General features: G+C 66.6%; 10 protein-coding genes and 1 tRNA gene. 7 read left to right on the top strand and 4 right to left on the bottom strand.

Annotation, left to right across the window (positions count from 1 at the left end):
* Positions 1 to 142 precede the first annotated feature (142 nt).
* The 4 genes from ABW16_RS23950 to ABW16_RS17330 all read left to right on the top strand — a co-directional run bounded on the left by ABW16_RS23950 (position 143) and on the right by ABW16_RS17330 (position 5,380).
* On the top strand, positions 143 to 505 hold the full coding sequence (locus tag ABW16_RS23950; RefSeq protein WP_131721516.1) for a hypothetical protein: 363 nt from the start codon (positions 143 to 145) through the stop codon (positions 503 to 505).
* Positions 506 to 700: 195 nt separating this feature from the next.
* Positions 701 to 2,443, top strand: a complete 1,743-nt coding sequence (locus ABW16_RS17340; RefSeq protein ID WP_047320434.1) for a GMC family oxidoreductase — start codon at positions 701 to 703, stop codon at positions 2,441 to 2,443.
* 255 nt (positions 2,444 to 2,698) lie between these two features.
* Positions 2,699 to 3,853: an NAD-dependent formate dehydrogenase gene (locus tag ABW16_RS17335; protein ID WP_047320433.1), complete on the top strand. Its 1,155-nt coding sequence runs from the start codon at positions 2,699 to 2,701 to the stop codon at positions 3,851 to 3,853.
* A 75-nt stretch (positions 3,854 to 3,928) separates the two neighbouring features.
* A complete protein-coding gene (locus tag ABW16_RS17330; protein ID WP_047320432.1) occupies positions 3,929 to 5,380 on the top strand; it encodes a catalase in 1,452 nt (483 codons plus the stop codon).
* Here ABW16_RS17330 and ABW16_RS17325 read toward each other — a convergent pair.
* From ABW16_RS17325 to ABW16_RS17310, 4 genes are all read right to left on the bottom strand, one after another.
* Positions 5,361 to 6,335, bottom strand: a complete 975-nt coding sequence (locus tag ABW16_RS17325) for an FUSC family protein (RefSeq protein WP_047320431.1) — start codon at positions 6,333 to 6,335, stop codon at positions 5,361 to 5,363. The genes ABW16_RS17330 and ABW16_RS17325 overlap by 20 nt on opposite strands.
* Positions 6,332 to 8,128: a selenocysteine-specific translation elongation factor gene (gene selB, locus ABW16_RS17320; RefSeq protein ID WP_047320430.1), complete on the bottom strand. Its 1,797-nt coding sequence runs from the start codon at positions 8,126 to 8,128 to the stop codon at positions 6,332 to 6,334. The genes ABW16_RS17325 and selB overlap by 4 nt, the downstream gene beginning before the upstream one ends.
* Before the next feature lie 12 nt (positions 8,129 to 8,140).
* Positions 8,141 to 9,448 carry an L-seryl-tRNA(Sec) selenium transferase gene (selA, locus tag ABW16_RS17315; protein ID WP_047320429.1) on the bottom strand — a complete coding sequence of 436 codons (1,308 nt, stop codon included), beginning with the start codon at positions 9,446 to 9,448 and terminating at the stop codon, positions 8,141 to 8,143.
* A 23-nt stretch (positions 9,449 to 9,471) separates the two neighbouring features.
* Positions 9,472 to 9,566, bottom strand: a tRNA-Sec gene (locus tag ABW16_RS17310).
* A gap of 105 nt (positions 9,567 to 9,671) precedes the next feature.
* On the opposite strand from ABW16_RS17310, the gene ABW16_RS17305 reads away from it, so the two are divergent.
* The 3 genes from ABW16_RS17305 to selD are packed head-to-tail and all read left to right on the top strand — an operon-like array spanning position 9,672 to position 12,690.
* Positions 9,672 to 10,577, top strand: a complete 906-nt coding sequence (locus ABW16_RS17305) for a metal-dependent hydrolase (RefSeq protein ID WP_047320504.1) — start codon at positions 9,672 to 9,674, stop codon at positions 10,575 to 10,577.
* Positions 10,578 to 10,615: 38 nt separating this feature from the next.
* Positions 10,616 to 11,713 carry a PDR/VanB family oxidoreductase gene (locus ABW16_RS17300; protein ID WP_047320503.1) on the top strand — a complete coding sequence of 366 codons (1,098 nt, stop codon included), beginning with the start codon at positions 10,616 to 10,618 and terminating at the stop codon, positions 11,711 to 11,713.
* Positions 11,710 to 12,690, top strand: a complete 981-nt coding sequence (gene selD, locus ABW16_RS17295) for a selenide, water dikinase SelD (protein WP_047320428.1) — start codon at positions 11,710 to 11,712, stop codon at positions 12,688 to 12,690. Before ABW16_RS17300 ends, selD begins: the two co-directional genes overlap by 4 nt.

Raw genomic sequence — 12,690 nt, 5'->3', positions numbered from 1 at the left:
TCTCGGACGGATCTCCGTAGCTACGGAATTGCCGTTGAGGAACAGTCGAGCGCAGGGCCGGGTAGGTCTACCCGGAGAACCGCGCTGGACTGCGCTGCATGTTCGGCGGGACGGTGTGCACTCGTCTTTGCGAGGTGATCGCATGAATATCCAGCATCTGAAGACACGAAATTGCTTGGGCCTGACGGTGATCTTCGCCAGTCTGTTGGGGATCAGTCTGACCGGCGCCGATACTGATTCGGTCGTGGGTGACGACGAGGTGGGCGTGGGCGAAGAAAGAGTGATCGACTATGCGGTCACCGCCGCCGGGGCTGTGTGCACCATTATCGGCAGGTACCCGAACCTTCATGGAGTAGTCGGTGTAATGCAGGGCCTCGCTGAGGATTCCGGGTTCAGCGACGAGCAAGTCGGCGAGGTCGTCACGCTGTCGGTGTTGGCTGAATGTCCGGAACACGTCGGACTACTACAGCGGGTGGCGGCGGGACACCGCGCGAACATTCAATGAAAGGCTTTGGGGTAAAGATTAATTCACCTCACAGCAAGGTTGCTGTTGCCGGGCAGGCGTTCGTGCCGAGCGCGGTCTTTGGAGTCGCCACCAAAGCCGGCCGGGGAATCTCGGAGTCGGCTCCGTAGATACCTGGCGGCGGGCGAAGGCAGTCTGCAAGACGACAGCGACGGTTCCATACCTCAGGAGGAAGAGATGGCCAACGTACCCGACGGAGCCCATTTTGATTTTGTCATCGTCGGCGGCGGTACGGCGGGTAACGTCGTCGCGGGCCGTCTCTCCGAGAACCCCAAGGTCAAGATCCTGATCGTCGAGGCCGGTGTAGGTAACCCCTGGGACGTGGACATGGTCAGCACACCGGGGTTGGCTATGGACATCCGCCACACCGAGTCCGACTGGGACTACATGGCCACGTTCGTCGACCGCGGTGTCTGGCGGCGCACCGACAAGAACTGCACACGGGGCCGGGCCCTTGGCGGCAGCTCGGCCGGCAACTACTTCAGCTGGGTCCCCGGCTGCAAGCCGACCTATGACCGGTGGGCGGAATACGGTGGCCAGGAATGGACTTGGGAGCCCCTTGTTCCGTACCTCCGCAAGAGCGCCACCTACCACGACGACTCCGGGACATTCTCGTCCGACCTTCACAAGATCGGCAGTGGCGGCCCGCTGCCCATCTCGCACAACCTGATCCCTGAGCTGCAGGCCTTCCGCGACGTCATCACGCAGGCCTGGACGTCACGGGGCCTGCCCCTCATCGAGAACTACTTCGACGGCGAGATGAACGGCCTCACCCACGCGGTCAACAGCATCTACAAAGGCGTGCGCTCGGGCAGCTACCTGTTCGTCAAGGACAAGCCCAACATCACCATTCTGTCGGAGGTGCGCTCCAAGCGGCTGATCATCGACTACGCCACTCGCACGGCCAAGGGCGTGACGATCATCGACGGCCTCGGCAATGAGCGCAACTACTACGCCGACCGGGAGGTCATCCTCTCCCAGGGCGTCTTCGAAAGCCCCAAGCTGCTGATGCTCAGCGGTATCGGTCCCGGCCGCGAGTTGCACAAGCACGGCATCGACGTGCTCGTCGACTCTCGCCACGTCGGCCAACACCTGCTCGACCACCCCGGCGTCCCCTTCGTGCTGCGCATCAAAGAGGGCTTTGCTTTGGACAGCATTCTGCTGCGTGACGGGCCCAAAAAGGATGCGGCCATCGCCGCCTACCAGAAGGACCACTCCGGGCCGCTGGGCTCGGGTTTCCTGGAGATGATCGGCTTCCCGCGGATCGACTCGTACCTGGAGAAGGACCCGATCTATCGCGAGGCCAAGGCCGCCAACGGTGGGCTCGACCCGTTCTCGCCGGAAGGGCAACCGCACTTCGAACTCGATTTCGTCCCGGCCTTCGGCAGTGCGTTCCAGTGGCAGTACCCGACCCCGTCCGAAGGCGACCACATCACGGTGATGGTCGATATCGTCCGGCCGACTTATGACGGCGGCAACGTGACGCTCAACAGCGTTGACCCGCTCGAACAGCCGAACATCAAGCTGAACTACCTCTCCAACGAGCTCGACATCATCGGTTTGCGCGAGGGCGTCAGGTTCGCCTACGACATCCTCACCAAGGGTGACGGTTTCAAAGACATCGTCGTCGGCGAGTACCCGTGGGAGATGCCGCTGCACTCCGATGAGCTGATGAGGGCGTCCATTCAAGACCGCGTGCAGACGTCGTATCACCCGTGCGGCACCAACCGGCTGTCCAAGAACATCGACCAGGGCGTGGTCGACCCGAAGCTGAAGGTCCACGGGGTCGACAAGCTGCGTGTCATCGATGCGTCCGTCTTCCCGATCATCCCGGACTGCCGCATCCAGAACACCGTCTACATGGTCGGTGAGAAGGGCGCGGACCTGATCAAGGCTGATCACAAAGACCTGTTCAAGTGATGCTCGTCCGTCGGTCTCGGCCGGGCCGATAGGCGTCGCCTATCGGCCCATCGGGACCGCGTCTTGGACAGCTCAAAAACTGCCGAGAAGACTGAAAGGTGCCGAGGACACGACGAATTCACCGACTCCATTCGACAAGCGGGTTTGTATTCGCCACCGAAGCGGGCACAGGGATCCCGGGGCGCACGCCCCTGGATTTCCGGCCGATAACCGCAAGATGCTGCTCCTTGCAGCCCAGATTTCAAGGAGAGAACGATGGCGAAGTGTGTGATGGTGCTCTACCCCGACCCGGTGACCGGATACCCGCCGAAGTACGCCCGCGACAGCATCCCGGTGATCGAGAGCTATCCGGACGGCTCGACACTGCCTACCCCGTCGAAAATCGACTTCACCCCCGGCGATCTGGTGGGCTGTGTCTCGGGGGCATTGGGGCTGCGGAAGTTCTTCGAGGAGAACGGCCACGAGTTGGTGGTCACGTCCGATAAGGATGGACCGGACTCGGAGTTCGAGCGCGAGCTGCCGGACGCCGACATCGTGATCTCCCAGCCGTTTTGGCCGGCCTACATCACCAAGGAGCGGTTCGCCAAGGCGCCCAAGCTGAAGTTGGCGCTGACCGCCGGCATCGGATCGGACCACGTGGACCTGGCCGAAGCGCAAGCGCGCGGCGTCACTGTTGCCGAGGAAACCTGGAGCAACAGCATCAGTGTGGCCGAGCACGCGGTGATGCAGATCCTGGCGTTGGTCCGCAATTTCGTTCCGTCCCACCAGGTGGTCGTCGACGGCGGGTGGAACATCGCCGACTGCGTACAGCGCTCCTACGACATTGAAGGTATGGATGTCGGGGTGATCGCCGCCGGACGGATCGGGCGGGCGGTGCTGGAGAGGATGAAGCCGTTCGGCGTGAAGCTGCACTACTTCGACGTCCACCGGCTCTCCCCGGAGTTGGAGCAGCAGCTCGACGTCACCTATCACCCGGATGTCGAGTCGTTGGCCCGGTCGGTGGACGTGGTCTCCATCCACTCGCCGTTGATCGCCCAGACCCACCACATGTTCAACGAGAAGCTGTTGGGCTCGATGCGGCGCGGCTCCTACATCGTCAACACCGCCCGGGCCGAGGAGACCGACCAGAAGGCGATCGTGGCGGCATTGAAGAGCGGCCAGCTTGCCGGCTACGCCGGTGACGTCTGGTACCCGCAGCCACCGCCCGCCGACCACCCGTGGCGCAGCATGCCCAACCAGGCCATGACACCGCACATGTCCGGCTCCAGCCTGTCCGCGCAGGCCCGCTACGCGGCCGGCACCCGGGAGATCCTCGAAGACTGGTTTGCCGGCAAGCCGATTCGCTCGGAATACCTGATCGTCGAAGGAGGCAAGTTCGCCGGCACCGGAGCGAAGTCCTACGCGCAGTAACCCGTGCCCAGCTAGTTCACGCCGAATCGATCTCGGTCACAGCGGCTCCATCCTCGACAGTAAGGAGATAGGGACATGACGGACAACTTCACGACGACCGATGGGGGCGCTCCGGCGCCGACCAATGATCAGTCGTTGACGCTGGGCCCGAACGGCCCGATTCTGTTGCAGGACACTTACTTGATCGAGCAGTTGGCGGCGTTCAACCGGGAACGCGTTCCCGAGCGTCAGCCGCATGCCAAGGGGGCCGGTGCGTTCGGTCGTTTCGAAGTCACCGGGGATGTCAGCGCATACACCAAGGCGGCGGTGTTCCAGCCCGGCGCCGTGACCGACGTGTTCGCCCGGTTCTCGTCCGGCAACAGCGGCGAGCGTGGTGCCGCGGACACCGTGCGTGACAATCGGGGCTTCTCGGTGAAGTTCTACACCGCGCAAGGCAACTACGACATCGTCGGCAGCAATGTCCCGGTATTCGCTATTCGGGATCCGCTCAAGTTCCCCAATCTGATTCGCGCGAACAAACGTCGCGCGGACAACGATTGCCATGACCACAACATGGTGTGGGATTTTTGGACGCAGTCGCCGGAGTCCGCGCATCTGGTGACGTTGGTGATGGGGGATCGGGGGATCCCCAAGACGTATCGACACATGAACGGCTACGGTTTGCACGCGTTCAGCTGGGTCAATACTGACAGCGAGATCTCTTGGGTCAAGTACCATTTCAAATCCAATCAGGGTGTGGAGTGTCTGACCCAGGAGGAGGCGGACCGGCTCGCCGGCACCGATCCGGACTGTAATCAGCGGGATCTGTTCGACTCGATCGCTCGCGGTGAGTTTCCGAGTTGGACGCTCAAGGTGCAGATCATGCCGTATGAGGATGCCAAGACCTATCGGTTCAATCCGTTTGATGTGACCAAGGTGTGGCCGCATGCGGATTATCCGCTGATCGAGGTGGGGCGGATGACGTTGGACCGCAATGTCACCGATCATCACACTGAGGTGGAGCAGGCGGCGTTCGGCCCGCACAACATTGTGCCGGGCACCGGGCTGAGTCCGGACCGATTGTTGCTCGGTCGCAGTTTCGCCTACGCCGATGCGCACCGGGCCCGGATCGGGGTCAACCATCATCAGATCCCGGTGAACGCACCGAGGGTGCCGGTGCGCAGCTACTCCAAGGACGGCCGGATGCGGATGCACAACGTGTCTGATCCGGTCTACACACCCAATACTGTCGGTGGACCGTCCCCTGGCCCGGGGCGCGCGGCCGAGGTGCACTGGGCCGCCGACGGCGACATGGTCCGTGCGGGCTACACCCTGCACCCAGGCGATGACGACTGGGGTCAGGCGCACACCCTGGTGCGCGTCGTGATGGATGATGGCCAGCGTGACCGATTGGTCCACAACGTCGTCGGCCACGTCTGTGCCGGGGTAAGGGAACCGGTACTGTCCCGGGTCTTCGACTACTGGCGCAATATCGATCCCGAAATCGGTCAGCGGATCCAACAGGATGTCATTGCGGCGCGAGGCTGATGACCCGGTCGAGTTCGTCGACGCAGGTGTCGATGGCGGCAGTCAGCAACGGCGCATTGCTGGACTGTGCCACGACCGTGTGACTGCGGGCCGATGTCACATGCGCCGCTGCGGCGGCAGTCTCGTCACGGGTGAGGGCGGAGGCTGCCGCGGCGAGCTCACCGACTGCTTCCTGGACCGGTTCGTTGAGCGGTTCGGCGGTCCCGGTAATGGTGCGCGCCAGTTGGACGACCGAAGTGGACAGCAGGGACAGTTGCGCGGCCTGGCGATCGGCGGTACGGGTCGCGGCGCGCAGCGACCAGCGAAGCGGGCATATTCGCGCCAACTGTTCGGCGGTACCGCGAGCTTCGGTCAGGCGCGCGAGTCGGTCGTGCAGCGCAGCCGCGACTGACAGCATCCAGTCGGAATCACCGGTGTGGCAATGTGTCTGAGCGAGGATGTCGCGCACCGCTGCCAGTACTTCGACGCGGGCATCCTGCAGGACAGTTACCGGGTTTCTGGGGAAGATCAGGATGCTGAAGATTGCCGCGATCCCGCCGCCGACCAGCGCGTCGAACAGCCTCTCCGTTCCGATACCGCTGTGCGGCAGGGACAACACGAGGATGGCTGAGATGACCGTCTGGTTGACGAACATCGGACGGTGCTGCAGGAAACCCCGCCCGACCAGCAATGCCGTAGACAGCGAGACCAAGACGACTACGGCCATCGCGATAGGTCCGGTACCCAGCAGCATGTTTACCAAGCTGCCCAAACCGATACCCAGTCCCACTCCGATCACCATCTCGATCGCGAGCTGGGCGCGGACCACGTTGGTCGCCCACATGCACACCGACGCGGCGATCGGCGCGAAGAAAGGGGCAGCATGGTCGAGCACATCGCGAGCCAGGTACCAGGCCGCGCCCGCGGCCAGCGCGGTCTGCAGGATCGCCCACCCGGTGGCTCGCAGTCGTATCAACGCACGACTTCCCGGTGGACCGTATCGATCCGGCGGGTCCAGCCGCGGGCATCGAGATACTCCAACAGCGGGATCGCCACCCGCCGAGTGGTGTTCAGCGCCTGCTTGGCTTCGGTGGCGGTGAAAGGCTGTTCCAGCGATGCCAATTCGCGCATCGCCAACGCGGGCGCGGTTGGGAGCAGCACCAGATTCTCGGTGAGCCGCAACAGCCGCCCGACTCGTTCGGCCGCCGCCAGCTCCCGGACCCCCAGGTGCAGGGCGGCCAGATCGTCGGCCTCCGGGGCGTGAAACGGAGCCGTGGTCAGCCGGGATTCCAACTCGGCGATCGCGCCCTCGGCCGGGCCGAGATCGGTGCGGCCGTCCGGCAGCCGAATCAGGCCGTCGCGCTGCTCCAACCCGGCGTCGCGTACCAGCTCGTCGAGCAGCGCTGGATCCGGTAGCGCGAGCAGATCCGCGGCCGCGCCCCGGGACAGCCCGGCGGACAATGGATCACGCTCCCGTAGCTCACTCACCGCGCTCTGCAGTCGGTCCCGCCAAGCCTGATACGTCGCGGCATGCACCCACCAGCCCTGAATCACCGTCACCTCGGAGGGTGCCGGGCGGTGGTGGTAACCGAGCAACTGCAGCTGGCGCTGCGACACCGCACCCCGACGCGCCACCTCGGCGAGGACACGGCGGGGCTGGTCGGTCGGATCGGCGGCAGCCAGCTCGTCGGCGCGGCGCGCCGCGTCACCGCGCCTGCGGAGGGCAGGCGGATCGGCGTCAAGCACCACCACACCACCCAGCACGCGGTGGGCCCCGGGGTCGCGCAAGATCAGACGATCCGAAAATACCAGCGGCAGAGGGTATTCCAGGGTGAGTCGAGCGTGGTCGGCACCGAGGCGCCGCAATCGGGCGGGTACCGCAGCCGTGCCCAGGTGCACCACGAGTCGCTCGGGTGCCTCGGCCAGCGGGCAACCGGCGCTGTGCCGAACATCGGCCACCGTGGTGGCCAACCACTCGCCGGAGCTGACCAGGGCGTCGCCGCGGCGCACCTCGCCGGCGGGCACCCCGCGCAGATTGACCGCTACCCGCACCGTGGGGCGCAGTGCCGAGTGCTGCTCGCCGCAGCTCTGCAGCCCCCGGATGACCACCGCACGCGACTGTCCACGGTCCAGCAACTGGAGGTGATCGCCGGCGGCCAGGGTGCCCGCGGTCAGGGTGCCGGTCACCACCGTCCCGGCGCCGGTGATGGTGAAGGACCGGTCGACCCACAACCGAACGCGGCCAGTGCTCGACGGCGCCGGTAGCTCGGCCAGCAGGTCGTCGAGCACAGTACGCAGCGTGTCCATCCCGGTACCGTTCGCCGCCGACACGGCCACGATCGGGGCGTCACGCAGACCCGTCTGGGCCAGTTCGGTTCGGACCTGTTCGGACACCTCAGCGACACGTTGATCGGTGGCCCGGTCGATGCGGGTCAGCACCACCAGACCCCGCGAGATACCCAGGGCCGCAATGGCATCGCGATGGTCATCCGACTGCGCCTGCCAGCCCTCGTCGGCGGCGACCACGAAGCACACCACCGAGGCCGGTCCCAGGCCGGCCAGCGTGTTGGGCAGGAACCTTTCGTGGCCCGGGACATCGACGAAAGCCACTCGCCGGCCCGACGGCAGCGCGGTCCAGGCGAAGCCCAGGTCGATGGTGAGTCCGCGCCGGCGCTCCTGCTCCCAACGGTCGGGTTCCATCCCGGTGAGCGCCCGCAGCAGGGTGGACTTGCCGTGGTCGACGTGGCCGGCGGTGGCTATTACAAACATGGACAAACACGCTCACCCGATCCGGTCGAGTGCAGCCCGCACCGCGGCCAGCAGCCGTCCGTCGTCGGTTTCCGGCACGCAGCGCAGATCGATCAGGCAGGCGCCGTCGTGCACTCGGGGCAGCACCGCGGGATCGCCGGTGCGTAGCGCGGCGGCCGCCGCTTCGGGCAGCCGGACCGCCCAGCCCGGCAGCGGAACTCCCGGAGCGCCGCCGCCGCCGACGCGGCCGTCGTGGGCGACGACGGTGGCACCGACCGCGGCAGCCAGCCGCTCGGCGCGGGAACGCAACTGGTCCGGATCGGCGTGCAGCGCTCGGGTCACCGGTGCGGCGGCGCCGGACACGGTGGCCTCCAGCGCGGCGAGGGTGAGCTTGTCGGCGCGCACCGCGCGAGCCAACGGGTGTCGAGCGAGCCGGGTGATGACCCCGGCCCGGCCCAACACCACCCCGGCCTGCGGCCCGCCGAGCAGCTTGTCGCCGCTGGCCGTCACGATGTCGGCGCCGGCGGCCAGCGTGGTGGCCGCATCCGGTTCGGCGGGTAACAGCGGATCGGGGGACAGCAGTCCGCTGCCCAGATCGGCGACCAAGGCCACGTCGTGTTCGGTTGCCAGTGGCCGTAACTCAGCCAACCCCACCGAGGCCGTGAAACCGTGGACGGCGAAATTGCTGGGATGCACCTTGAGGATGCATCCCGTCTGGGGTCCGATGGCGTCGGCGTAATCGCGCAGGTGGGTGCGGTTGGTGGTGCCGACTTCCCGCAGCCTCGCCCCGGTGGAGGCGATCAGGTCCGGGAGACGGAAGCCGGCCCCGATCTCGATCAGTTCGCCGCGGCTGACCACCACCTCTCGGCCGGCGGCCAGGGCTGTGGTGGTCAGCACCAGAGCGGCGGCACCGTTGTTGACCACCAGCGCGTCCTCGGCGGCCGGGCAGGCGGCCAGCAGCGCGGCCCGGGCCGCGACCCCCCGCTTGGAGCGTGCGCCGGTGGCCAGGTCCAGCTCGACGTCGACGTAGCCGCTGGCCGCCACCAGCGCCTCGACCGCCGCGGCGGACAGCGGCGCCCGGCCCAGGTTGGTGTGCACCACCACTCCGGTGGCGTTGAGGACCGGCCGCAACGTCGTCCCCGTCTGACCGGAAAGGCTTTCTAGAACAGCGCTTTCGACTTGTTCCGGTGCCAGATCGCCGCGTCGCGCTCGATCCTGGGCGTCACGTACCAAACCGCGGACCACATGCTCGCCCAGCCGGGCACGGGCCGCGCGAACCGGAGGCAGCATCAACAGCGCATCGGTACGCGGAATGGCACGGCGCGGATCGGCGTCGGTCACGGCTCCTCCTGGCGATACGCAGCTGGCGGAGGCGGACGGGAATCGAACCCGCCAGGCCGAGCTACTCGGCCTCACCGGTTTTGAAGACCGGGGAACCCACCAGGACTCAGACGCCTCCGCTGATCAACCTAGACCTTCAGCGATTTCGGCGCGGTAATGACCGCTCAGCGGAGAAAAACGCGCCGAAATCGTGGGTAGCATGACCCCGAAGGAGGCCGTGACCATGACGAGCCAAACAAAGCCTGCGGTGGGCGGGCACATCTATGAACCGGCCGGCGTCGAGATCCACGCCCGTAACGTCGAGTTCGACTGGTCGCAGACCCCGCTGCACTGGATCCAAGGCGAGCCGGTGGCCTCCGACGTGGTGAGCATTCTGCACCTGATCCTGCCCGAGGGCGAGCGGTGGTTCTGCGAGGTCTTCAACGAGGCGCTGCCCTACGTCAAAGACGAGGATCTGGCGCGGGCCATGCGCGGCTTCATCGGCCAAGAGGCCATGCACGCCGAGTCGCACGACAAGGCGGTAACCCAGTTCCTGGAAGCGCGCGGTGTCGACACCGCGCCCATACTGCGGCAGTTCGAGTACCTGTTTCGCCGGCTGCTGGCGCCGCGCACCCAGCGGTTCGCCCGCACCCGTTACAACGACATGGTGCAGCGGCTGTGGCTGATCGCGGCGGTCGAGCACTACACCGCGATCCTGGGTGACTTCGTGCTGAACTGCTCGTGGGACGACTATGACGTCGACCCGACGATGGCCGACATCTGTCGTTGGCACGGCGCCGAGGAGATCGAACATCGCTGCGTGGCACACGATGTGGCGAACTACTTTCACCCCGGCTACCTGAACCGCTGCCGGGCCATGATGGTCGCGCTGGTCTATCTGGTGTTGATGATTCACCGGGCGATCGGCTTCATGTGCCGCTCCGACGACACCATCAGCCATTCCTATTTCTGGCTGTGGCGCCAGTACCTGCGCGGGTCGCGGCGCAACATCCTGCCCCAGCTGCGCCAGGTGCTCAAATACACCGTCGTCTACTTCAAACCGTCATTCGACCCCGCGTCCATCGGCTCCACCGCGCAGGCCGTGGCCTACCTGGCGACCTCGCCGGCGGCGCGGAGGGCGCGGCGTTGACGTCGGGGCACGATTCGGAGGGATCGCGATTCCGGCCGCTGGGCGAAATTCCGGACGAGATTCCGCCGCAGTTGTACGGGCGGTGGCGCCACGACCCGCTGTTGCGGTTCTCGAATCTGCTGGCCAAGATCGCGTTCCCGACGTTCAGCGTGTTGATGCGGCGCTGGAAGCTGGCCGAGCCGGAGCGCACGCGGGAGTTGCGGGTGGCCGCGCGTGAGATCGTTGCGCATGACAAGGACGTGGTGGCGCTGACCCTGGTCGCCACCGACGACAAGCCGCTGACCCGCTGGACACCCGGCGCGCATCTGGACCTGCTGCTGCCCTCGGGGCGGATGCGCGAATATTCGCTGTGCGGGGACCCCGCAGACCCTGACAGCTACCGCATCGCGGTGCGCCGCATCCCCGACGGCGGTGGCGGGTCGATCGAGGTGCACGACAGCTTGCAGCCGGGCGCCACGGTCACCATCAAGGGACCGCGCAACGGCATGCCCATGGCGGTTCCCGGCTACGGTTCGTCGGCGCGGCGTCTGCGGTTCGTCGCCGGCGGGATCGGAATCACCCCGATCCTGCCGATGATGCGCGCCGCCGAGCGCCTGGGCCTGGACTGGTCGATGATCTACACCGGCCGCTCGGTCGACACCATCCCGTTCATCGCCGAGGTGGAGCAGTTCGGCGACAAGGTGGCCGTCCGTACCGACGACACGCACGGGCTGCCGACGGCCGCCGATCTGATCGGCGACGTGCCGGTGCCGACAGCGCTGTACGCGTGTGGGCCACCGGCAATGCTCGAGGTGCTCCGTGAGGGGCTGATCGGCCGCACCGACGTGGAGCTGCACTACGAACGGTTCTCTGCCCCACCGGTTCTGGACGGTAAGCCGTTCTCCTTGACCCTGGCCAAAAGCGGCACCACCGTCCCCGTCGGTGCCGATCAGACGGCGTTGGCTGCGGTTTTGCAGGTCAACCCCGCCACCCCTTACTCGTGCAAGCAGGGGTTCTGCGGCACCTGCCGGGTGCGGGTGCTCGACGGGAAGGTCGACCACCGAGATCAGACCCTGACCGCTACCGAACGTGCCCACGGCGACATGCTGATCTGCATCTCCCGCGCGGCCGGCGACCACCTCACCATCGACGCATGACCGGCGTGCGACTGACCGGCTACGCCCACGGCGGCGGCTGCGCGTGCAAGATTCCCCCCGGCGAGCTGGAAGACGCGGTGCGCGGGCTCACCGGGCAGTCCGGCAAGGACGTCCTGGTGGGCCTCGACGACGGCGACGACGCTGCGGCCGTGCTGGTGCGCGATGACCTCGCCGTGCTGTCCACCGCGGACTTTTTCACCCCCGTCGTCGACGACGCCTACGACTGGGGCCGGATCGCGGCCGCCAACGCACTCTCGGACATCTATGCGATGGGCGGGCGCCCGGTGGTCGCGATCAACCTGGTCGGCTGGCCGCGGGAAACACTGCCCCTGGAGTTGATGACTGAGGTGCTGCGCGGCGGTCTGGCGGTGGCCGAGCAGGCAGGCTGCCCGGTGATCGGCGGCCATTCCATCGACGATCCGGAGCCCAAGTACGGCATGGCGGTCACCGGGACAGCCGACCCGAACCGGTTGCTGCGCAACGACGCCGCGCGGCCCGGCCTACCGCTGACCTTGACCAAACCGCTGGGGGTGGGGCTGCTCAACAACCGGCACAAGCGCACCGGCGAGGTGTTCGAGCAGGCGATCGCGACCATGGTCGAGCTCAACCGTGACGCCGCCGAAGCCGCGTTGTCGCTGGGCGTGCGGGCGGCCACCGACGTCACCGGTTTCGGGCTGCTCGGCCATCTGTACAAGATGTGCCGCGCCTCGGGGGTGGGTGCGGTGCTCGACCGGTCCGCGGTGCCGATGATCGAGGGAGCACCCGAAGCACTGCGTGACGGCTACGTCTCCGGCGGCACGCGCCGCAACCTGGACTGGGTGCGCCCGCACCTGCGCCCCGGGCCCGGGGTCGGCGAAGACGACCTGCTGCTGCTGGCCGACGCCCAGACGTCCGGGGGTCTGCTGGTCGTCGGCGAACTGCCCGGGCATCCGGTGATCGGGCACACCGTGGCGGGCAGCGGAATCGCGGTGCGATAA

The sequence above is a fragment of the Mycolicibacter heraklionensis genome, from assembly GCF_001021505.1.
Classification (GTDB): Bacteria; Actinomycetota; Actinomycetes; order Mycobacteriales; family Mycobacteriaceae; genus Mycobacterium; species Mycobacterium heraklionense.
Note: the sequence above shows the minus strand (reverse complement) of the source record. Positions and strands in the feature narration are given on the sequence as shown.

What these genes read in the sequence shown, in the direction of transcription:
- ABW16_RS17305 (WP_047320504.1), top strand. Translation starts at nt 9,672, where the DNA reads ATGACGAGCCAAACAAAGCCTGCGGTGGGCGGGCACATCTATGAACCG.
- ABW16_RS23950 (WP_131721516.1), top strand. Translation starts at nt 143, where the DNA reads ATGAATATCCAGCATCTGAAGACACGAAATTGCTTGGGCCTGACGGTG.
- ABW16_RS17330 (WP_047320432.1), top strand. Translation starts at nt 3,929, where the DNA reads ATGACGGACAACTTCACGACGACCGATGGGGGCGCTCCGGCGCCGACC.
- ABW16_RS17335 (WP_047320433.1), top strand. Translation starts at nt 2,699, where the DNA reads ATGGCGAAGTGTGTGATGGTGCTCTACCCCGACCCGGTGACCGGATAC.
- ABW16_RS17340 (WP_047320434.1), top strand. Translation starts at nt 701, where the DNA reads ATGGCCAACGTACCCGACGGAGCCCATTTTGATTTTGTCATCGTCGGC.
- selD (WP_047320428.1), top strand. Translation starts at nt 11,710, where the DNA reads ATGACCGGCGTGCGACTGACCGGCTACGCCCACGGCGGCGGCTGCGCG.
- selB (WP_047320430.1), bottom strand. Translation starts at nt 8,128, where the DNA reads ATGTTTGTAATAGCCACCGCCGGCCACGTCGACCACGGCAAGTCCACC.